The following is a 22,221-nucleotide window of genomic DNA, read 5'->3' on the forward strand; positions in this document are numbered from 1 at the left end:
TCAGTAAGAGCCCTGAGAGAAGAACAGGTAGATAGGTTAGGAGTGGAAGTGTAGCGATACATGAAGCGGACTAATACTAATAGCTCGAGGACTTATCCGAAAAAAGTTATTGACAATAGAAGAGGATTCTTGTTAGAATATAGGTATTCAATTTTGAGTGGAGAGCCCTTATGTGAGAGTAGGGGGGAATGATAGTTAAGTGACGATAGCCTAGGAGATACACCTGTACCCATGCCGAACACAGTAGTTAAGCCCTAGAACGCCTGAAGTAGTTGGGGGTTGCCCCTTGTGAGATACGGTAGTCGCTTAGCTTTAATCCGCCATAGCTCAGTTGGTAGTAGCGCATGACTGTTAATCATGATGTCGTAGGTTCGAGTCCTACTGGCGGAGTTGTTAAAGGTAGGAGTTTTTCCTATCTTTTTTGCATTTTTGAGCAAATTATGGTAGGATGGGTATAGTAATAGAGCACCCTTAGCTCAACTGGATAGAGTACCTGACTACGAATCAGGCGGTTAGAGGTTCGACTCCTCTAGGGTGCATAATAATAGGAGTAGCAATAGGACAGAAATGTCCTGTTGCTTTTTTGAAGTTCTCTTTATAATAAGACTACCATGAAGAAAAGGAGAACAGAAATGACACTAGAGAGAGGAAAGGCATTTGAAAAGGTAAAACCAATTATTTTGAAATTGAAACGTCATTATTTTATACAGTTATGGGATAGAGACGATTGGCTGCAAGAAGGGCATCTGATCTTGGTCAAGTTGTTGGCGCAGTACCCGGAATTGTTAGAGGATGAGGAACGTTTGTATCGCTATTTCAAAACCAAATTTTCCTCTTACTTGAAAGATGTTTTGCGTCAGCAGGAAAGTCAGAAACGGCAGTTTCATAAGTTGGCATATGAAGAGATTGGTGATGTGGCCCATGCGATTCCTTCAGCTGGTTTGTGGTTGGATGATTATGTGGCTTATCGAGAGATGATAGAAGGTATAGAAATGGAGTTGGATGATGGGGAGCGGACCCAGTTTCAAGCGTTGGTGAGGGGAGAACGGTTTAAGGGGCGTCGGTCTTTGCTTAGGAAGATTCGTCCGTACTTTAAGGATTTTCTGGAGGGGTGATAGAGGAAATTGTGAACAGTCCTTTTTGGTTTTTGATGTTAGTATTGTTCGGTATATATTTGAATGGTCCAAGGTTTTATGTGTAACTTCTGTAATTCTTTTTGATAGGACTTAACTTGTGAGTTATGATGAAGTATCACACTTGAAAATAGTTGTTTCACTTAGGAACTGTAAGACCTACACAATGTGATGATTTTAATAATTTTTATGGTTGATGATGTTTTTTATTGGATAGTAGAATAGGTATTTTAGATGGTTTCTAGAAGTCATAGAGATTTAATATTTGTTTAATTCCCAATAGTTCTTGGGCATTGTTTAGGTTCTCAATTTTTATAAGTTTAGTAAAAATATCTCAGATTATAAGTCAAGATATTCTGCTCTAACGTTTAACCCAGTGCCTTTAAGTGATCTTGCAAGAGACTTTTCAATATCAAATAAAGCACATAGGGAAAAATCGTGTTTTGATAGTACCTCATAGCTATAATTCTCCAATGATTATGCTCCTGTGCGTCAAACATATTATCTGGCATAACTGCGTCCAGATAATCCCAATTTTAAGTCTTTGCTAATATGACCTAGGTCTGCTAAAATAGCAGAAATTAGACAATCTTCTATTAAGTCATGAATCACTTGACTATCATGCTCTAGAAGATAGAAAAGCCGTCTTTATATCTGATACTATCTATAGCAAACAGGGCTATATTAGACTGTTAAAGAAAATAAATGCCTTTTAAAGGTGTTTTTTTAGTATATACATACAAGTAGTACAATAGCGTTATAGAGCAAAAGGAAGCTTATAACGGCACTTTAAGACGTTTTAAACATTAGTATGGGGTGTGGGGATAGCAATAAAACATAATATGGACGATTTTAGACGTAATAAGACCATTTGAGGGGAGTGAAAAATATTTTTATACAAAAAAGATTGCAATTTTATAGTAACGTGAAAAGAGATGAGAATATGGCTGCTAGAGACCGTGGAAAACCTACATATAAAAAGATTATACGTAAGACTAAAGCTAAACAGCAATTAGCATGCCTTGAAAAAATGCAGTTAACTAAGTTTGAAATCATCAGAAAAAGCTTAGCTACTTTAGATAACAAAAGATAGCATATAGTCTCCAACATCGCCAATTCACAGATGAATTTTAATAACAAATTATTGACCGTCACAGTGCTGAAAAAAGCGAAGCGAGAATATTAAAAAATATGATTTACTCGCAGTGCTAGTTACTCTCAAAATATAAGAAAAAGCCCAAATAGACTATACTGTAAGTGACGAAACAAACAGGAGGTTAGTCAAAATGAACCACTTACAGTATACCCGCTAAATCACGTCACTTACAATGGAATATGCAACAATTATCAACCATTTGTCACAGGATATACCAAGGCTATTGCCCAACTACCTTAAAGCATCGCCACAATATCACCTTATCTAAGGTATCAGATGAATCAATTCTTGCTTTGCTAGTGTTTCAAGCTGAACTAGGAATCAAATCACAATGCCATTTTTATAGAATTTGCCGACTCTTTCCTTGCGGAAGGTTACTGGAAAGAAGCCGCTTTAACCGACATTCTAGACAATTAATTTGGCTAGTGCAACTGATTCGCCAAGCCATGAACAAAGCTGATATCTTCTGATACCACCGTCATCATGGCTAGTTTTCCTTTAGCGCTCTTCCACCCTGTCAGCAACCATAGAGCAACAATTTTTAAAGAGTCGTCAGATATTGGTTATAACACTTCTAAACACTCATGGTTTTATGACATCAAAGTTCATATGTTAGTCACTTTGTCGGGCTATATTCTGAACTATATTGTCACGCCAGCGTCTGTTCATGATATCAAGTCGATGAGTTGCTGGAAGGCTGTAAGCTTTAGCAGACTTGGGTTATCTTAGCGATGAATTCAAGGAGAAATTAGCACAGAAAGGCTATCATCTATGGACACCTCTTCGTCAAAACATGGTTGGCTCTGAACAACATAACCATTGGCAATTCTGGCGATGAGACAAACGATTGAGACACGGTTTTCTGAATTTTGGAGACTCTTTACCATTGAACAAACACTGGCTAGAGGACTGACTGGGTTGCAATTAAGGATTGAGCAATTCATCTTAGATTATAATTTAACCTATTTTGTGATTATTTAGGACCATGCTCCCATTTAATAAGTGAGACAAACAAGAAAGAACTACAGGAACATCTAAGGATGTTGATAGTCTCACGGATGAATCGCGTAAGCTGATTGCACTCAAAAAGTGTAAAACCAGACTTTTGGAAAGTTATCCCATAAAATCAATGACAGCAAATAACGGGAGTGAGTGTTCTTTATTAAGTGTGTTATAAGGTATAGATGTCTATTTTGCGAGTGCTTCTTCCTCACATGAAAATTTCAACAGCTTACTTAGAGAGTTTGTCACTAAAGAAAAATGACTAAAAGAACTGACCTTATCTGATCTGGATGCTCATTAATGCTATCAATCTGCTAAAAAATAGTTTGAACTAATTCAGATCAGGCTGCATGAAAACTATTGACTAAATCAGCTGAATGTTTTGTTGTACTTGGCTTTATAATTGGGGAGATAAAATTATTGATAGCCTACAAAAACATATTCATAAATGCGAAAACATATTTTTATTTAAAAGAATGTGATTGAAAAAAAAAGCAATACAGATAATAATATAAATGTGGAATTTATATCTTTATTTTCGTAAAATAAACACTCATGAGTATTTCAAATAAATTTAGAATATTTCCATAAAATAACTGAGGATAACAATTTTGGAAGGAATATGAGGAAAAAGTGTCGGTCGAAATTGTAAACGGTACCATTTTGGATATCGTAGAATCGGAACTTCCTACAAAAGCGATTATTTCAATATTATGTTGTTGTGCCCTTTTTATAAGATCAATTAGATATTTAGTTTCTCCTGAATTTGAAACAAGAACTATTACATTTGTATCATTTTCATCAATTCTAAAAGACTCTAAAAATGCATTAGAGGTAGCTCTAAATCCATGTATATTAAAATAGTCCGCCATATAATTAGAGATATTGTTAGACATTCCTAGACCGATAAAATTGAAAAAATTCTTTTTATTACTATCTAACAAATATTTAAAATCTGAACCATAAGTTTTTATAACATCATAATCATGTAATTTAAATGTTAGGTTTTTTGCACCATACATATAATAAATCAATTCACTATATCCAGAAAAACCAATTTTTTTACACATTGAAACTATAAATCCTGGAGAACTATACGTTTTTTGTGATAGTTGTCTAATGGTTGGAGATTTTAAACCTTTCAATCGATTTTCTTCTAAATAATTTAAAATGCTATATTCATTTGAAGACAGTTGAAATTTTTCCATAATTGCTTTTATATCCATAAATATATCCTCACATATTCTAGACAAGTTAAGGAGATTATATCATGAATAATAACTATATCAAAGACCCTTGGGGAAGGATAACTACGCGAAATAACTTTTCGGGTGATGAAATAATTTCTTCATTACAAAAAAGTATCCGACGTGGAAAAGAACGTGATGCTTGTGAATTTGCATATGAAATGTATATTACTTCACCAGAATTTGAAGAAAAACTTTGGAGACGTCTATTAGCGATATCTGTAGAAGATATTGGAATGGGAAATAGTCACGCAGCTGTTTTAATAAATTCACTCAATAATATGAGAAAAGAATTTTTATATGGTGAATCAGATAGAGCAATGTTTTTTATTCATGCAATTAGATATTTGTGTGCATCTGAAAAAGATAGGTCTTCTGATTTATTAAAAAATATTATTATTAAAAAATTTGCAATGGGTTATGTGCCAAATATACCTGATGTGGCATTAGATAAACATACTACAAGGGGACAAAATTTAGGCAGAGGATCCGAACATTTTTTAAACGAAGCGAGTAAGGTCTTTCCTCAAGCTATGGTTGATAATAACTATAAGCAAGAATATGCTGAAATTTTAAAACAATACAACCCAGATAATGTTGTGGAAACTGCATTTAAATTTAATGAGTGGCAAAGCTAATGGAAGAGGATAGAATATGTTAGATAAAAATATAATTGAACGTCTAAATGATAAATTAAGTCCGTTTGCATTTAAAATAGGTAATCAAAGGCATTTAAAATCAATATCCTCAGGAATGTTTTTCTCTTTGCCTTTTATGGTAATAGGTGCATTCTTTCTAATTATTGCTAATCCTCCTGTTAATTTGGATATCTATAATCCAAATACTGCTAATATATTTCTAAAAATATTAGCGAGTTGGAAGGAATGGGCTGTTACCAATTATGATGCTATAACTACTCCTTATATGTTAACATTCGGTTTGATTGGTTTAATAACTGTATTTGGAATTGCATATTCTTTGTCAAAAGAATATAAACTGGATGCCTCATCAAATGGTTTAATCGCTTTAGTGTGTTTTCTACTAGTTTGTACCAAGATTACAAAAGGTAGCATCAATTTAGAATATCTTGGGTCAAATGGACTTTTTATAGCAATATTAATTGGGTTATTAGAAGTTGAAGTTGCAAAAATATTTGAGGATAGAAATATAAAAATAAAGTTACCAGATTCAGTACCAACGATGGTTACGAATTTCATGAATTCTCTACTACCTCTTTTAGCAAATATTACTATTTTTTATACACTTAACTTAATTTTTGTTTCGACGTTACATAATAATTTTCCAAAAGTTATAATGGATATTTTAACCCCAGGCATTAGTATAGCAGGTAGTATTTGGGGATTTATAATAATAATTACAACAGGTCAAATATTGTGGTTATTTGGAATAAATGGAACTTCAATAATATTTCCTCTAGTATTCACTTTAGGAATCACTCAAACGGGTTTGAATGCGGGACAATTTGCAAATGGAAATGCAATGACACACGCAATGAACTTACAAATGTTTAGGATAGCTGTTTTAGGAGGAGCGGGAAATACTTTAGGGTTGGTAATATTAATGATAAACAGTAAAATACCTCAATATAAAACCATTGGGAAATTATCCCTTATTCCTGGTATTTGCTCTATAAATGAACCAATTATTTTTGGTTTACCAATTGTATTCAATCCAATTTTAGGAATTCCTTTTGTGATAACTCCAATTATATGTCTATTACTTACATATTATGCTGAAATTTTCCATATTATATCTAACGGATATATTGTGGATCCATCATTTACTCCATTCTTTGCTCAAGCATATTTGTCTAGTTTAGATTGGAGAAATGTTGTATTTACGCTATTTTTAGTAGTAATTAGCACAATAATTTACTATCCATTTTTTAAAGTTCAAGAAAAAAATCAACTAAGATTAGAAAAGCAAATGAAAGGTGAAAATTCATGAATAAGATAATGCTTGTTTGCTCTGCTGGTATGAGTACTAGTATGTTAGTCTCACGAATGTTAAAAGCTGCCAAAGAAGAAAATATTAATGTTGCTATTTTTGCAAAGCCTGCTGCAGAGGCTGATGAAATATTAGAATCTGAAAAAATTACTTTAGTTTTATTAGGTCCTCAAGTTAAATTTTTAGAAAATAAGTATAAAGATAATTATTTAAAAAAAGGAATTAAGATTGCAGTTATCAACATGCAAGATTATGGGATGATGGATGGCAAAAAAGTACTAAAGGATGCTATGTTGATGATTAAAGGAGAATAATTAAATGGATGAAAAACAACTTCAAGTAGTCATGTCTATTATTATAAAAGCAGGAGAGGTTAGAAGTAAATCTTTAGAAGCAGTGGAATATTCACTTTCTGGAGATTATAAAATGAGTGATAAATGTTTTCAAGAAGCACAACAACTATTATTAGAGGCGCATCATGCACAAACAGACTTGTTAAGTAAGGAAGCTAATAAGGAGAAAATTGATTTAAATTTACTTACTATTCACAGTCAAGATCATCTTATGACCAGTATAACTGTTAATGATTTAGCAAAGAAAATGGTTAAATTAAGTAAAAAATTACAAATTTAGAAAATAGTCTATAATATTTTTTTGAAAAAACAAATAAAAAATAATCACACTTATGCTGAAAGAACTGAACGATGGTTCTGGATTTCTACTGGTATTGCAGTTGTTTTTTCTGTCAAACAATAGCGAAGTGATCAGACGAGTATCCTTTTGTTAAAGGGTGCTTTTTTGCTACCTGAAAATAGAAAGTCACATCATGTTACAAACATTTCAAAAACTTAGAAATTCCTTAAAGTCATACAAGACACGTAACGACTTAATATGAACACAATTAGCAATTTTACTAGACGTCCCGGCAGACAGTGCTGAAATTAATGAGCATAAAAACGTTACCGAAACGTTAAGAGGTATTGCTAAAAGTTATTCTAAAGGACATTAGACAAAAAGGCTACCATTTGGCAAGGGCTATAATAGCTTTACGGTAAACTGTGGGGCAGTCTAGGTTATCTAAAAATTGTACAAGAAAAAACAGATAGAGTAAAGATATAAGAAACAGGCAATCAGGTATAAAAAGGGTGTTATATTAACTTAACTGCCAGAGTCTCTATTATACTCGAAAAAAGCTACTGTGGATTAATTTACTGTTTCTAGTTGTTAGATCATTTCAGAGAGGCTTCAACCACTGCTTTTTGTTTTCATTGGTAATGAATTGATAGCATTAACAGTTGCTCTTTCTTCAAGGTTATGCGATAGAAGATATGTGGATAGTAAATGGGTTCGGGAAGTGTTCTGATACTATGTTTTAAAGCATTTATTAAGTAAAAAAAGCATCACATGTTCACTTATGAACCATTTCAGGTGATCGTTTAAATGAGTTGAGTTTTGAATTTTTATACTGGTTAGGTTTAGATTAAGGGGAGCTGGCAAGTCTTTTGGGCTGAAGGAACTTTTCTGGATGTAGTGAAGTTGTTTAAATTAAGACTGTAAGACTTGCCGATTTTTTTATCTTATATTACTATTACAATAAAGTCTTGTTTATTGCTTTATGATTATTTGGAGGTTGGTGATGGCTGAATTTTGGGATGTTTACACTGTTGATAGGGAAAAGACGGGGCAAATGATGAAACGTGGTGATGAGTTTGAGGTTGGTGCTTATCATTTGGTAGTGCATATTTGCTTGTTTAATGATAAGGGAGAGATGTTAATCCAGCAACGTCAGAAGGATAAAGAGGGCTGGCCAAGTTTTTGGGATGTGACGGTTGGAGGTAGTGCTCTCGCAGGTGAAACGGCTCAAGAAGCAGCTATGCGAGAACTTGAGGAAGAATTGGGATTATCCTTGGATTTAACGGGTATGAGACCACATTTCACGATTAATTTTAATAAGGGGTTTGATGATACTTTTTTGGTGAGAAAGCCTGTTGATTTAGAGACTTTGATCCTTCAGAAAGAAGAGGTCCAAGCGGTGCGTTGGGCGAGTTGTGCTGAAATTTTGGCAATGATTGATGAGGGAAGTTTTATACCTTATTATAAAAGCATGATTACTTTGCTTTTTGATTGGTGTGTAGGTTATGGTGCCTATCAAAAAATATCTGAGAAATAACTTCTTTCAATTTTTGAGAGCAGCGGGTTTGGGTCATATTTAGTTAATTGTTATTGGAATCGTATTTAATCCATTTGACTTGCAAATGCTCACTTTTCCCCTATAATGGTACTATTAACTTGTGTGTTAAAAGGAGGGGGATAATGTCAATTTCTATTTTTTTGGAATTAATTGAAGTTAAGGCAAAGGCAGCTAGTGTCTTTCCTTTTCTTATTGGACTTTGTTTTAGTTATTATTACTATGGTTCAATGCGTCTATTTTTGGTGAGTTTATTTTTTGTTTCTATGCTTTTTTTCAATATGTTTGGAATAACTATAATGATTTCTGTCATGTTCATGATAGGAATTATCAGTGTGACACCAACATTATTGGCAGAGAGACTTTCTTTGAAAATGGTGAAGAGGAAGTCACCGCTATAAACAGCAATATCTTCCCAAATTGACTTTGGGCGGTTTGATGACCACACCTTAAAGGCGAATCATCTATGATGTCATCGTGAATCAGGGTTGCTAGGTGCAATATTTAAGAGAGGTGGCAATAGTGAGTAGTTTGCTTTGATTAGTGGTTTTGGGTTACCCAAATTCAGAGAAGAGGAAAAAGAGGGCTGGGTGCAGGTGTTTGCCATCGGCTGTGCTTAAATCAACAATATCTTTTTTGATAATAGGATTTTTGAATGATTACTCGTTTTTCTATCAGGGTACAGACTTGCTTGATCTTAGTTTGCACATGAGGATTTGCTCCAAAGTGCAGACATGATGATACTCCTTGGTGATGTTATTTTTTATTTTACTGTATTTAGAATGGTATTGCTAGGATAAGTGTTGAGAACGATAGTTTCTTATCCATTAGTAAGGAAATTTTAAAGTCAAACATTTTGATAGAAAAGGCATAGATAATTAGAAGAGATATTTGAAAATTGGAATAACTATAATTATTTGAATTTTTTAGAAGGTTTGTGTATATTGATAATGTATTGATATTAAAATAAGGAGTATTATGGTGACAATCATTGAGAGAGCTCCTGCAAAGATAAATCTAGGGTTAGATGTTCAGGGGAAGCGACCGGACGGGTATCATGAGTTGTCAATGGTCATGGTTAGTGTTGACCTTTGTGATTATGTGACAGTTGATCATCTAGACGAGGACAAGATTGATTTTTCGTCAAATTGTTCTAAGATGCCTGTGAATCAACAAAATGATGCCTATAAGGTAGCACAATTAATGAAAGAAAAATTTCAGATTAAAACAGGGGTTTCTATTTTTTTGGAGAAACGTATCCCGGTTTGTGCTGGTATGGGAGGTGGATCTAGTGATGCAGCTGCCACCATAAGGGCTTTGAATCAATTATGGCAACTGCGGCTCAGTCAAGAAGAAATGATTGAAATTGGGATGCAGATTGGTAGCGATGTTCCTTATTGTTTGTTTGCAGGATGTGCCCAAGTGACTGGTAAGGGAGAGGTGGTCAATCACATTGATGGTCATTTGTCGTCTTGGGTTGTTTTAGTTAAACCGGAGTTTGGAATTTCAACACGAACGGTTTTTCTAGATATTGACTGTGAAACGATTTCGCGGGTTCCTATTGATGATTTGGTTTGCGCTATTGAAGCGGGTGATTCTGCTGCTTTATTTGCTAAAATGGGAAATTCCTTGGAAGATATTTCCATTGCTAAGCGTCCTTTTATCCAAAAAATAAAGGATAAGATGCTAGAATCTGGTGCTGATGCGGCTTTGATGACAGGTAGTGGACCAACGGTTTTTGCCCTTTGCAAGACAGAAAAACAAGCAAATCGCGTAGTCAATAGTTTAAGAGGTTTTTGTAAAGAAGTTTATAAGGTGAGAACCCTTTGAATCTGTGATAGATTTGCGTCTTTGGGGGGCTTCGTGTTATAATTAACTGGTTAATGAAAGAGGGAAGTTATGGGGAGTTTAGAAAAGAAACTTGATCGTTTAGTTAATCAAATTTTGTTGAAAGCTGAAAATCAACATGAGTTATTATTTGGCGCGTGCCAAAGTGATGTAAAGTTGACCAATACACAAGAACACATTTTAATGTTGCTTTCGCAAGATCGTCTAACCAATACGGATCTAGCTAGAAAATTAAATATTAGTCAAGCAGCTGTCACTAAGGCGATTAAGAGTCTGGTTAAGCAAGAGATGTTGGCAGGGACAAAAGATACTGTCGATGCTAGAGTGACTTATTTTGAATTGACAGATTTAGCCAAACCGATTGCTAAAGAACATACTCATCATCATGACGAGACCTTGAACGTTTACAGCCGTTTATTGAAAAAATTCTCCGCAGAAGAGCAAATGGTTGTTGACAAATTTTTAACAGTTTTCGCGGAGGAATTAGAAGGGTAGTTAATGAGATATATTACAGTGGAAAACCTGTCCTTTCAATATGATAGTGAGCCTGTTTTAGAAGGAATCAATTATCATTTGAATAGTGGGGAGTTTGTCACAATGACCGGCGAGAACGGTGCTGCAAAGTCAACGTTGATTAAGGCGACCTTGGGCATTTTAAAACCAAAAGTTGGTCACGTTATTATCGCCAGACAGAATAGTGAAGGTAAAAAGTTAAGAATTGCTTACTTGCCACAACAAGTAGCTAGTTTTAATGCTGGTTTTCCATCGACAGTCTATGAATTTGTAAAATCGGGGAGATACCCACGACGTGGTTGGTTTAGAAAGCTGAATCAACACGACGAAGAGCATGTGCAAGCAAGTCTAGAGGCTGTTGGCATGTGGGAAAATCGTCATAAGGGAATTGGTAGTTTGTCAGGCGGTCAAAAACAGCGTGTTGTGATTGCACGGATGTTTGCTTCTGATCCTGATATTTTTGTGTTAGATGAACCGACAACGGGTATGGATAGTGGCACAACAGATACATTTTATGATTTGATGCATCATAGCGCTCATAAGCATGGAAAAGCTGTTCTGATGATTACACATGACCCTGAAGAGGTTAAAGATTATGCAGATCGTAATATTCATCTGATCCGGAATCAAAATCTTCCTTGGCGTTGTTTTAACATTCACGATGCTGAGTCAGATGATGAGATTGGAGGGCATAACCATGCTTGATATATTATCTTATGACTTTATGCAGCGTGCTGTGATGGCGGTGATTGCTATCAGTATTTTTGCCCCTATTTTAGGGATTTTCTTAATTTTACGCCGCCAAAGTTTGATGAGCGATACACTCAGTCACGTTTCTTTGGCTGGTGTTGCCTTTGGGGTGGTGCTTGGTATCTCTCCAACGCTTACGACTATTATTGTAGTTGTTTTGGCAGCTATTTTACTGGAATATCTTCGTGTGGTTTATAAACACTATATGGAAATTTCAACGGCCATTTTGATGTCACTGGGTTTGGCACTTTCTCTCATTATCATGAGCAAATCCAACACTTCATCAAATATGAGTTTGGAGCAGTACCTTTTTGGGTCAATTATTACGATTAGCGGGGAACAAGTGATTGCCTTGTTTGCGATTGCGATGATTATTTTGGTCTTAACCGGTCTCTTTATTCGACCCATGTATATTTTGACCTTTGATGAGGACACTGCTTTTGTAGATGGCTTGCCAGTTCGCCTTATGTCTGTCCTCTTTAATATTGTTACCGGAGTTGCGATTGCTTTAACGATTCCAGCAGCAGGGGCACTATTGGTTTCAACTATTATGGTCTTGCCAGCAAGTATCGCTATGCGATTAGGGAAAAATTTTAAAGCTGTTATCTTTATTGGGATTCTTATTGGGTTTATTGGCATGTTTTCTGGTATTTTCCTTTCTTATTATTGGGAAACACCAGCCAGTGCAACCATTACCATGATTTTTATCAGTATTTTCCTCGTGGTTAATCTGCTGTCATTGATTCGTAAAAAGTTGTAAAAATACGGGCTTAGAACAGATGTTCTGGGCTTTTATTGATTGGTAGGTTTGTCATTTTAGTCAGTTGCAATTAGGTAGATAGGGACTGAGTAAGTTGAGTAATATAGATCAGAAATTGTGATTCGTTCTGGCTTTTTATAAGCTTATGCCAGTTGTAAATGGCGGTCGGTCATGTCGCAAATATCAATATGGAATGGCAATAGGATAATAGTGAAAGTAGATTGCGATAGCTAAAGCAATTAGTGATACTCCAAGAGCAAGCCAGGAAAATATTTTCCTGTTTTTTCGATTGTAAAAAATGCTTAAAATACTTGTGACACTAGCGATTAAAGAAAGTTGAACGTATTCATAAGGGATGAAAATTAAAAAGCTATCTAATATGGAAACCATACTTAATATTAAGCTAATAGCTGGGAGTAATTTCTTTTCTGTCATCGTAAAATCCTTTCTTGAGTGACTCGTTGTAGATACGGTGCTTCAAAATGCTACCAATTCTTTTTATGTTAACTATTCTAATTATTTTAATACTTTTGCAATGATCGTTATTTTTAAGCTGAATTATAACATGTTTGTCTCAAGAAGAACAGAAAAAAACTATTTTAATCAATAAAGGCAAAAAAGTGTATGTTAAAAAAGTACGGTTTAACACTTCTTCCCTTTGGAGAGGTGCATTAGCAGTAATATATTAACAGAATATTTGGGAAATATAGCGACATTTAACGGTGCTTATTGATCTGCTTACTAACTGGAATAGATATTGTCTATTGATTGAAACTGGTATATACTAATGAAGCTAAGAATAAATAGGAGAGAGTTCAATGAAAAAGAGTTTTATTTTAGTGCTAATAGGGATGGTATTTTTAGGCGGTAGCTATAGCATACAAGCTGATAGTGCTTATGGCAGTTATAGCCCGTTAGGGAAGGGGTATTATGGTTATGATGATTATACCAATCCCCCAAAACCGACAGGTGATCAGTCCAAAATAGGTTTTAGAAATGATTGGAAAGATGCTAGAGATTTTGGTGTTAAACCTATTAGAAAGGGAGATACTAAAATTGAAGTGAAAACAAATCCGGGAGCGGTAGTGAGGGTTTATAAAAAAAATCAAAGTGGAAACTGGGAAACTATCAACGAGAGTATAAAAGGAACTCCAGAAAGAAGTGGGACAAGTGGGGTTGTAGAGGAAAAAAATATTGATCAAAAACCCAAGTATGCGGTTGCTAATGAATCTGGTTGTGTGGCTTTTCCTCTGAATACTGAAGCACAGTTAGGGGATAAATATAGGCTTACAGTAACCATAGACGGTTTTTATCTTGCAGAGGGGGAATGGACTGTCGGTGAATCATTGCCAAAAGATGAGGAAGAAAGGGATGAGGTGGAGATTCAGAAGTTTATTAAGGAATTGGAAAGAAAAGAGCAGGAATACGACGCTTTAAATTCATTTAAAAAATGGCAGCAAGAAAAGGAAAATAAACCATGGTACCGTGGCATTCAAGATGCTTTGTGGAATTTCACAGATTGGGTAAGCTCTCCTTAAAATAAGATAACTGCTCTCAATCCCAAAAGAATGATTATCTTTATTCTATCTAAATTGAGGTTGGCGAAACCAACCAAAAAATCTTTGTCCACAATGATGTAAAGAATCCTAAAAATCAATTTGAGGATGTTTGGGAAGCTCGTAGTTTTGTAACCGGTGGAGTATCATAGCTCCCTTCGCATAGCAGACTCCTACAGTGTGATTGCTATCTGTATACGTACAATACTACAGCAAACACTGTGCATCTCTCAGTGTCCCGAGACAAAAAGCAAGTGTTACAGTTGCAATAGCGAATAAAAATAATCTTTTTTCAGTTTCACTCTCCTAATGATTAAAATACTTAAGCAGTATAGCAAAATTAAGATTGGATGATTCGGTCATTTTTGGATTGATACTCATTAATGATTTGAACTGATTCTGTAACAACAATAAAACAGGCATCTCCCCATGTTTTGCTTGAGTTTAGTTGTTAAAAGCATGAGACGGTTAATCACTATCAGCAATTAAAAAGCACCTTGAGAAGGTGCCATTCGTTTTTTTAAAATTTCTGTCACAAGGTGTCACATTTTAGAGTTTTGTAAAGAAAAGCTGTTTAATGATTACCAAAGAGGAGAACAGCGTATTTTTTCTTACCGCGGCGAACGACGGTTAATTGGTTGTCGATTTTGTCGGTTTCAGATAAGGTGTAATCTAAATCTTGGATACGCTCACCATTGATATAAATAGCACCATTTTGGACATCTTCACGTGCTTGTCGTTTTGATGAGGAAATACCAGCAGTGACTAAAATGTCTATGATGTTTAGATTATCGTTTGTTTGAACGTGATAATTTGGTACGTTGCTCAAGCCTTGTTTTAATTCCTTGGCAGAAAGGTTCTTGATATTCCCGGCGAATAACTGTTCGGTGATGTTGAGGGCTTGCTTGTAAGCTTCTTCGCCATGTACAAGAGTAACAACTTCACGTGCTAAAGTTTTTTGGGCTAAACGTTCATGACGTGCGGTATCAAATTGTGCTTCAATCTCTGCAATCTTATCTAGGGACAAGAAGGTGAAAATCTTTAAGAAACGCACTGCATCCTCATCCATAACGTTTAACCAAAATTGGTACATTTCATATGGCGAGGTCTTGTCAGCGTCAAGCCAAATGGCATTTCCTTCTGATTTGCCGAATTTTTTTCCAGTTGAATCAGTAATTAATGGTACCGTCATGACATGACCAATCTTATCGGCTTTTCTGCGGAGTAATTCTGTTCCTGCTGTCATATTTCCCCATTGATCCGAACCACCAATTTGGAGAGTCACATTATGCTTGGTGTTTAATTCATAGAAGTCATAGCCTTGCATGATCTGGTAAGCAAATTCAGTGTAAGAAATGCCTGTTTCAATTCGTTTTTTAACGGAGTCTTTGCTCATCATGTAGTTGACAGTGAAGTATTTTCCGACATCGCGGAGAAAATCAATAAAGCTAATTTGTGAGAACCAGTCATAGTTGTTAACAAGTTCAGCCTTATTAGCCCCATTTTCAAAATCAAGGAAATTGGATAGCTGGTTCTTGATTTTATCACTCCATTTGATAACGGTTTCTTTTGTTTGAAGGCTACGTTCAGCATCTTTAAAAGATGGGTCACCCACTAAACCAGTTGCTCCTCCAACGAGAGCATAAGGTTTATGACCTGCTAATTGCAAACGGCGTGAAGTCAGAATTGCCACTAGGTGACCAAGGTGAAGGCTGTCAGCTGTTGGATCATAACCAGTGTAATAGGATACTTGCCCTTCTGTTAGTGCTTTGACAAGGGCTTTTTCATCGGTCGTTTGAAAGACCAAGCCACGCGCTTTGAGTTCTTCAAAAATATTCATAGGCTTTCTCCATTCTCCTCTATAGTTTTCGAATCATTATACCAAAAACTGTTATGGCTATGCAAGCTTTATCAAAGTTTGGTATAATGGACACTGAGGTATTTTATGTTGAAATGGAACAAAATTCAAAAAGGCAAAAATAATCAGGGGTTGGATCCCTTCGACTTGGGACCGGTTTTTTTGCGTACGCTAAAACTAATGTCTAACTTTTTTTACGTTGTCATCTTCCTTTTTGGGATGATGGGAGTTGGGATGGCTTTGGGCTATTTAGCTAGTCAAGTTGACTCGGTTAAGGTACCAAGTAAGGAAAGTTTAATCAAACAGGTTGAGTCATTAACTATGATTTCTCAAATGACCTACTCCGATAATAGTTTAATTTCAAGCCTTGATACCGATTTGCTTAGAAAGCCCATCGCGAATGATGCCATTTCAGAGAATGTCAAAAAAGCCATTGTGTCAACAGAAGATGAACATTTTCAAGAACATAAGGGAGTTGTTCCTAAAGCTATTTTTCGTGCAACCTTAGCTTCTGTTTTAGGTTTTGGAGAGTCAAGTGGTGGATCGACTCTAACTCAACAGCTAGTTAAGCAACAGGTTTTAGGTGATGATCCAACTTTCAGACGAAAATCTAAGGAAATCATTTATGCGCTTGCCTTGGAGCGATACATGACCAAAGATGATATTCTTTCAAATTACCTGAATGTCTCTCCCTTTGGTCGTAATAATAAGGGACAAAATATCGCTGGGATAGAAGAAGCTGCACGTGGTATCTTTGGAGTTTCTGCTAAGGATTTAACGATTCCTCAGGCGGCATTCTTGGCAGGGCTTCCACAGAGTCCAATCGTTTATTCTCCTTACCTATCAACTGGACAATTAAAGTCTGAGAAGGACTTGGCTTTTGGGATCAAGCGTCAGCAAAATGTCCTTTACAATATGTACCGAACAGGTGTGCTCACCAAAAAAGAATACGATGCTTATAAGGCATATCCCATCAGAAAAGATTTTATTCAACCCGAAAGTGTTACAGTAAATACGCACGATTATCTCTATTATACGGTTTTGGCAGATGCTAAAAAAGCCATGTATAGTTATCTGATTAAAAGGGATAAGGTATCTAGTCGTGACTTAAAAAATGATGAAACAAAAGCTGCTTATGAGGAAAGAGCTTTAACAGAACTCCAGCAAGGGGGTTACACCATTACAACAACTATCAATAAACCGATTTATAATGCGATGCAAAATGCGGCTGCTCAATTTGGTGGCTTATTAGACGATGGCACCGGTACTGTGCAAATGGGAAATGTGCTGACTGATAATGCAACAGGAGCTGTCTTGGGATTTGTTGGTGGAAGAGATTATAACCTTAATCAAAATAACCATGCTTTTAATACCGTACGTTCCCCAGGGTCTAGTATTAAACCTATCATTGCTTACGGACCTGCCATTGATCAAGGATTAATGGGAAGTGCTAGTGTTCTTTCAAATTATCCGACAACCTATTCTAGTGGACAAAAAATCATGCATGTTGATAGTGAGGGAACAGCGATGATGTCTTTGCAAGAAGCTCTCAATGTGTCTTGGAATATTCCTGCTTTTTGGACACAAAAATTGCTTCGTGAAAAAGGGGTTAATGTTGAAAACTATATGACTAAAATGGGTTATCGTATTGCTGATTATTCTATTGAAAGTCTACCACTTGGCGGAGGAATTGAAACATCTGTTGGGCAACAAACTAATGCTTATCAGATGATAGCTAACAATGGTCTCTATCAAAAACAGTACATTGTAGACAAAATTACTGCTAGCGACGGAACAGTAATCTATAAGCATGAAAGCAAACCTGTTCGTGTTTTTTCAGCACCAACGGCCACAATCATGCAAGAGTTATTAAGAGGTCCAATCACATCTGGGGCTACAACAACATTCAAAAGTCGTTTGGCGGCTATTAATCCGAGCTTAGCAAATGCGGATTGGATTGGAAAAACAGGGACGGCTGAAAATTATTCAGATGTTTGGCTCATGCTCGCCACACCAAAAGTAACTCTAGGTGGCTGGGCAGGGCATGATAACAATGCTTCGCTAGCACCGTTAACAGGCTATAATAACAATTCCAATTATCTAGCACATCTTGCCAACGCCATTAATCAAGCAGCTCCAAATATTTTTGGAACGGGTCAACGATTTGGACTTGATCCTGCTGTTGTTAAAGCCTCGGTTCTGAAATCGACCGGTTTACAGCCAGGTGCAGTTTCTATAAATGGGCAATCTTTCATGGTAAATGGTGAAATGACAACTAGTCTTTGGGCTCAAAAAGGACCAGGGACCATGACTTACAAATTTGCGATTGGCGGGACAGATGCAGATTATCAAAAAGCTTGGGCAGGTTTTGGAATCAAGAAAAATTAACTTGTCTTTAACGAAAAAATAGTGTACAATGTTTATTAACTATTTGTCGTCTAATCTAGTTGAAATATTGTCCAACTAGGGAGAACAGCAGTTAAATCACACTGATGAAGTCAGATTTAGCTGCTCTTTTTGTGCCTATTTTTAGGAGGGAAAGAATTCTTAATCCATATTTAAAGATTCTAAAAATTCACATCGAGGACAAATGATAACATAGTTGCAATTTGCTCAAAAAGCAAAGCTTAAAAAGAAGAAGGAGTTAAAAACTTGGCAGGACATGAAGTTCGATACGGGAAACACCGTACACGTCGTAGCTTTTCAAGAATCAAAGAAGTTCTTGATTTACCAAATTTGATTGAAATTCAAACTGACTCATTCCAAGATTTCCTAGATACAGGTTTGAAAGAAGTCTTTGAAGATGTACTTCCAATTTCAAACTTTACAGATACTATGGAACTTGAATTTGTTGGTTATGAATTCAAAGAGCCTAAATATACCCTTGAAGAAGCGCGTATCCATGATGCAAGTTACTCTGCACCAATTTTTGTAACATTCCGCTTGGTGAATAAAGAAACGGGTGAGATCAAAACACAAGAAGTCTTTTTTGGTGATTTTCCAATCATGACTGAAATGGGAACCTTCATTATCAACGGTGGGGAACGGATCATTGTTTCCCAGTTGGTTCGCTCTCCCGGAGTTTATTTCAATGATAAGGTTGATAAAAATGGTAAGGTAGGTTATGGATCAACTGTTATTCCTAACCGAGGTGCTTGGCTAGAGCTTGAAACGGATTCAAAGGATATTGCCTACACTCGTATTGACCGTACACGTAAAATTCCATTCACAACCCTGGTTCGTGCTCTTGGATTCTCAGGTGACGATGAAATTGTAGATATTTTTGGAGATAGTGATCTTGTTCGTAATACCATCGAAAAAGATATTCACAAAAATCCAAGCGATTCTCGTACAGACGAAGCGCTTAAAGAGATTTATGAGCGTTTAAGACCAGGTGAACCTAAAACGGCTGATAGTTCGCGTAGTCTTTTGGTTGCTCGTTTCTTTGATGCACGTCGCTACGACCTAGCTGCTGTAGGGCGCTACAAAGTTAATAAAAAATTAAACATCAAGACGCGTCTCTTAAACCAAATTATTGCCGAAAACCTTGTCGATGCTGAGACAGGCGAGATCTTGGTTGAAGCAGGAACTGAGATGACACGTAGTGTGATCGAATCTATTGAAGAACACCTTGACGGTGATTTGAATAAATTTGTGTACACGCCAAATGATTATGCAGTGCTTACAGAACCAGTTGTTCTTCAAAAATTCAAGGTTGTGTCTCCAATTGATCCTGATCGCGTGGTAACCATTGTTGGTAATGCGAATCCAGATGATAAAGTTCGTGCGTTGACACCGGCAGATATTTTAGCAGAGATGTCATACTTCCTTAACCTTTCAGAAGGTCTTGGAAAAGTTGATGATATTGATCACTTAGGTAATCGTCGTATTCGTGCTGTTGGTGAATTGCTTGCCAATCAATTCCGTATTGGTCTTGCGCGTATGGAACGTAATGTGCGTGAGCGGATGTCTGTTCAAGATAATGACGTCTTGACACCACAACAAATCATTAATATTCGTCCTGTAACAGCAGCTGTTAAAGAATTCTTTGGGTCATCACAGTTGTCACAGTTCATGGATCAACATAACCCATTGTCTGAGCTTTCTCACAAACGTCGTTTATCAGCCTTAGGACCTGGCGGTTTGACGCGTGACCGTGCTGGATATGAAGTTCGTGACGTGCATTATACTCACTACGGTCGCATGTGTCCGATTGAAACACCTGAAGGTCCAAATATCGGTTTGATTAACAACTTGTCTTCATTTGGGCATCTTAATAAATATGGTTTTATCCAGACACCATATCGTAGAGTTGATCGTGTAATTGGTAGAGTTACAAACGAGATTGTTTGGTTGACCGCTGATGAGGAAGACGAGTACACTGTTGCACAAGCAAATTCTAAACTGAATAAAGACGGCACATTTGCCGAAGAAATCGTTATGGGGCGTCATCAGGGGAATAACCAAGAATTCTCTTCAAGTATTGTTGATTTTGTTGATGTTTCTCCAAAGCAGGTAGTTGCTGTGGCGACAGCATGTATTCCTTTCTTAGAAAACGATGACTCCAACCGTGCTCTTATGGGTGCCAACATGCAACGCCAAGCCGTGCCATTGATTGATCCTAAAGCACCATTTGTTGGTACTGGTATGGAATACCAAGCTGCTCACGATTCTGGTGCCGCAGTTATTGCTAAGCACGATGGTAAAGTCGTCTTTTCAGATGCTGAAAAAGTTGAAGTACGTTGTAAAAATGGTTCGCTTGATGTTTACCACATCACAAAATTCCGCCGTTCAAACTCAGGAACTGCTTATAATCAACGAACTCTTGTTAAAGTGGGTGACCTTGTTGAAAAAGGGGACTTTATTGCTGATGGTCCATCTATGGAAAGCGGTGAAATGGCACTTGGACAAAACCCAGTCGTTGCCTACATGACTTGGGAAGGTTATAACTTCGAGGATGCTGTTATCATGAGTGAACGTCTTGTGAAAGAAGATGTTTATACTTCTGTTCACTTGGAAGAATTTGAATCAGAGACACGTGATACAAAGCTTGGACCTGAGGAAATTACGCGTGAGGTGCCAAACGTTGGTGAAGAAGCCCTCAAAGACCTTGATGGTATGGGAATTATCCGTATTGGTGCGGAGGTTAAGGAAGGCGATATTCTTGTTGGGAAAGTGACTCCTAAAGGGGAAAAAGATCTCTCTGCTGAAGAACGTCTTTTGCATGCTATTTTTGGCGATAAATCACGTGAAGTGCGTGATACCTCACTTCGTGTACCTCATGGTGGTGATGGTATCGTTCGTGATGTGAAAATCTTTACCCGTGCTAATGGAGATGAATTACAATCAGGCGTTAACATGCTTGTGCGAGTATATATTGCTCAAAAACGTAAAATCAAGGTCGGAGATAAAATGGCGGGTCGTCACGGGAACAAGGGTGTCGTTTCGCGTATTGTTCCTGTGGAAGACATGCCATACTTACCAGACGGAACTCCTGTTGACATTATGTTGAATCCTCTTGGGGTGCCCTCACGGATGAATATCGGTCAGGTTATGGAACTTCACTTGGGTATGGCTGCTCGTAACTTGGGCATCCATATTGCGACACCAGTCTTTGACGGGGCGAGTTCTGAAGATCTTTGGGAAACTGTTCGTGAAGCTGGCATGGACTCAGATGCCAAAACAGTTCTTTACGACGGTCGTACTGGTGAACCATTTGACAACCGTGTGTCGGTTGGTGTTATGTATATGATTAAACTCCACCACATGGTTGATGATAAACTCCATGCCCGTTCAGTAGGACCATATTCACTCGTTACTCAACAACCACTTGGTGGTAAAGCACAATTTGGTGGGCAACGTTTCGGTGAGATGGAGGTTTGGGCACTTGAGGCATATGGTGCATCAAATGTTCTCCAAGAAATCTTGACTTATAAGTCAGATGATGTCACTGGACGTTTGAAAGCTTATGAAGCGATTACCAAAGGGAAGCCAATTCCAAAACCAGGTGTTCCAGAATCCTTCCGCGTTCTTGTCAAAGAATTGCAATCACTTGGTCTTGACATGCGTGTCCTTGACGAAGATGACAATGAAGTCGAACTTCGTGACCTTGATGAGGGTGAGGACGATGATGTGATGCACGTTGACGATCTTGAAAAAGCGCGTGAAAAACAAGTTCAAGAAACTCAAGAGGTTTTTGAATTAACTGAAGAAAAATAAGTAATCAATTCTTATTAAATCAT

At 36.7% G+C, this 22,221-nt stretch carries 18 protein-coding genes, 2 tRNA genes, 2 rRNA genes and 3 pseudogenes; 21 read left to right on the forward strand and 4 right to left on the reverse strand.

Going from position 1 to position 22,221, the window contains the following annotated elements; genetic code table 11:
- The 8 genes and pseudogenes from H346_RS0100005 to H346_RS10750 form a co-directional block, all read left to right on the forward strand.
- A 23S ribosomal RNA gene (locus H346_RS0100005) occupies positions 1-100 on the forward strand; the annotation flags it as partial.
- Positions 101-195: 95 nt separating this feature from the next.
- A 5S ribosomal RNA gene (gene rrf, locus H346_RS0100010) occupies positions 196-311 on the forward strand.
- Between the two features lie 5 nt (positions 312-316).
- Positions 317-390: transfer RNA gene (locus H346_RS0100015), tRNA-Asn, on the forward strand.
- Between the two features lie 75 nt (positions 391-465).
- Positions 466-539: transfer RNA gene (locus H346_RS0100020), tRNA-Arg, on the forward strand.
- A 93-nt stretch (positions 540-632) separates the two neighbouring features.
- Positions 633-1,115, forward strand: a complete 483-nt coding sequence (locus H346_RS0100025; RefSeq protein WP_027969251.1) for a hypothetical protein — start codon at positions 633-635, stop codon at positions 1,113-1,115.
- A 961-nt stretch (positions 1,116-2,076) separates the two neighbouring features.
- A complete protein-coding gene (locus H346_RS10410; RefSeq protein WP_156888817.1) occupies positions 2,077-2,226 on the forward strand; it encodes a hypothetical protein in 150 nt (49 codons plus the stop codon).
- A 193-nt stretch (positions 2,227-2,419) separates the two neighbouring features.
- A pseudogene (locus H346_RS10105) lies at positions 2,420-3,270 on the forward strand (IS982 family transposase).
- A 121-nt stretch (positions 3,271-3,391) separates the two neighbouring features.
- Positions 3,392-3,544: pseudogene (locus H346_RS10750) on the forward strand (IS30 family transposase); the annotation flags it as partial.
- 271 nt (positions 3,545-3,815) lie between these two features.
- On the opposite strand, the gene H346_RS0100035 reads toward H346_RS10750, so the two are convergent.
- Positions 3,816-4,517, reverse strand: coding sequence for a MurR/RpiR family transcriptional regulator (locus H346_RS0100035; RefSeq protein ID WP_027969252.1), 702 nt, complete (start codon positions 4,515-4,517; stop codon positions 3,816-3,818).
- Between the two features lie 44 nt (positions 4,518-4,561).
- Between H346_RS0100035 and H346_RS0100040 the strand changes: the two genes are divergently transcribed.
- The 6 genes and pseudogenes from H346_RS0100040 to H346_RS10755 form a co-directional block, all read left to right on the forward strand.
- Positions 4,562-5,176 (forward strand): AAA family ATPase, encoded by a 615-nt coding sequence (locus tag H346_RS0100040; protein ID WP_037562386.1) that lies wholly within the window; start codon positions 4,562-4,564, stop codon positions 5,174-5,176.
- A 16-nt stretch (positions 5,177-5,192) separates the two neighbouring features.
- Complete coding sequence (locus H346_RS0100045) at positions 5,193-6,506, forward strand: PTS sugar transporter subunit IIC (protein WP_027969254.1); 1,314 nt, start codon at positions 5,193-5,195, stop codon at positions 6,504-6,506.
- Positions 6,503-6,820 (forward strand): PTS sugar transporter subunit IIB, encoded by a 318-nt coding sequence (locus H346_RS0100050; RefSeq protein ID WP_027969255.1) that lies wholly within the window; start codon positions 6,503-6,505, stop codon positions 6,818-6,820. The genes H346_RS0100045 and H346_RS0100050 overlap by 4 nt, the downstream gene beginning before the upstream one ends.
- 4 nt (positions 6,821-6,824) lie before the next feature.
- Complete coding sequence (locus H346_RS0100055; protein WP_027969256.1) at positions 6,825-7,139, forward strand: PTS sugar transporter subunit IIA; 315 nt, start codon at positions 6,825-6,827, stop codon at positions 7,137-7,139.
- Between the two features lie 1,003 nt (positions 7,140-8,142).
- A complete protein-coding gene (locus tag H346_RS0100060) occupies positions 8,143-8,676 on the forward strand; it encodes an NUDIX hydrolase (RefSeq protein WP_027969257.1) in 534 nt (177 codons plus the stop codon).
- 143 nt (positions 8,677-8,819) lie between these two features.
- A pseudogene (locus H346_RS10755) lies at positions 8,820-9,055 on the forward strand (1,4-dihydroxy-2-naphthoate polyprenyltransferase); the annotation flags it as partial.
- On the opposite strand, the gene H346_RS10975 reads toward H346_RS10755, so the two are convergent.
- Positions 9,025-9,195, reverse strand: a complete 171-nt coding sequence (locus H346_RS10975) for a polyprenyl synthetase family protein (RefSeq protein WP_341830599.1) — start codon at positions 9,193-9,195, stop codon at positions 9,025-9,027. The pseudogene H346_RS10755 and the gene H346_RS10975 overlap by 31 nt on opposite strands.
- Positions 9,196-9,672: 477 nt before the next feature.
- On the opposite strand from H346_RS10975, the gene ispE reads away from it, so the two are divergent.
- The 4 genes from ispE (at position 9,673) to H346_RS0100085 (ending at position 12,565) form a co-directional block, all read left to right on the forward strand.
- Positions 9,673-10,524, forward strand: a complete 852-nt coding sequence (ispE, locus tag H346_RS0100070; RefSeq protein ID WP_027969259.1) for a 4-(cytidine 5'-diphospho)-2-C-methyl-D-erythritol kinase — start codon at positions 9,673-9,675, stop codon at positions 10,522-10,524.
- Positions 10,525-10,593: 69 nt separating this feature from the next.
- Positions 10,594-11,037 carry a zinc-dependent MarR family transcriptional regulator gene (locus tag H346_RS0100075; RefSeq protein ID WP_027969260.1) on the forward strand — a complete coding sequence of 148 codons (444 nt, stop codon included), beginning with the start codon at positions 10,594-10,596 and terminating at the stop codon, positions 11,035-11,037.
- A 3-nt stretch (positions 11,038-11,040) separates the two neighbouring features.
- Complete coding sequence (locus H346_RS0100080; protein WP_027969261.1) at positions 11,041-11,760, forward strand: metal ABC transporter ATP-binding protein; 720 nt, start codon at positions 11,041-11,043, stop codon at positions 11,758-11,760.
- A complete protein-coding gene (locus H346_RS0100085) occupies positions 11,753-12,565 on the forward strand; it encodes a metal ABC transporter permease (RefSeq protein WP_027969262.1) in 813 nt (270 codons plus the stop codon). The genes H346_RS0100080 and H346_RS0100085 overlap by 8 nt, the downstream gene beginning before the upstream one ends.
- 183 nt (positions 12,566-12,748) lie before the next feature.
- Here the strand turns inward: H346_RS0100085 and H346_RS0100090 are convergent, their stop codons facing one another.
- On the reverse strand, positions 12,749-13,000 hold the full coding sequence (locus H346_RS0100090; RefSeq protein ID WP_027969263.1) for a hypothetical protein: 252 nt from the start codon (positions 12,998-13,000) through the stop codon (positions 12,749-12,751).
- Between the two features lie 383 nt (positions 13,001-13,383).
- On the opposite strand from H346_RS0100090, the gene H346_RS09480 reads away from it, so the two are divergent.
- On the forward strand, positions 13,384-14,103 hold the full coding sequence (locus tag H346_RS09480; protein ID WP_051188335.1) for a hypothetical protein: 720 nt from the start codon (positions 13,384-13,386) through the stop codon (positions 14,101-14,103).
- Positions 14,104-14,695: 592 nt separating this feature from the next.
- Here H346_RS09480 and tyrS read toward each other — a convergent pair.
- Positions 14,696-15,961: a tyrosine--tRNA ligase gene (gene tyrS / locus H346_RS0100105; RefSeq protein ID WP_027969264.1), complete on the reverse strand. Its 1,266-nt coding sequence runs from the start codon at positions 15,959-15,961 to the stop codon at positions 14,696-14,698.
- A 105-nt stretch (positions 15,962-16,066) separates the two neighbouring features.
- On the opposite strand from tyrS, the gene pbp1b reads away from it, so the two are divergent.
- On the forward strand, positions 16,067-18,367 hold the full coding sequence (gene pbp1b, locus H346_RS0100110) for a penicillin-binding protein PBP1B (RefSeq protein ID WP_027969265.1): 2,301 nt from the start codon (positions 16,067-16,069) through the stop codon (positions 18,365-18,367).
- Positions 18,368-18,631: 264 nt separating this feature from the next.
- A complete protein-coding gene (gene rpoB, locus H346_RS0100115) occupies positions 18,632-22,198 on the forward strand; it encodes a DNA-directed RNA polymerase subunit beta (protein ID WP_027969266.1) in 3,567 nt (1,188 codons plus the stop codon).
- The last annotated feature ends 23 nt before the right edge of the window (positions 22,199-22,221 follow it).

Source organism: Streptococcus castoreus DSM 17536, from assembly GCF_000425025.1.
GTDB classification, from domain to species: domain Bacteria; phylum Bacillota; class Bacilli; order Lactobacillales; family Streptococcaceae; genus Streptococcus; species Streptococcus castoreus.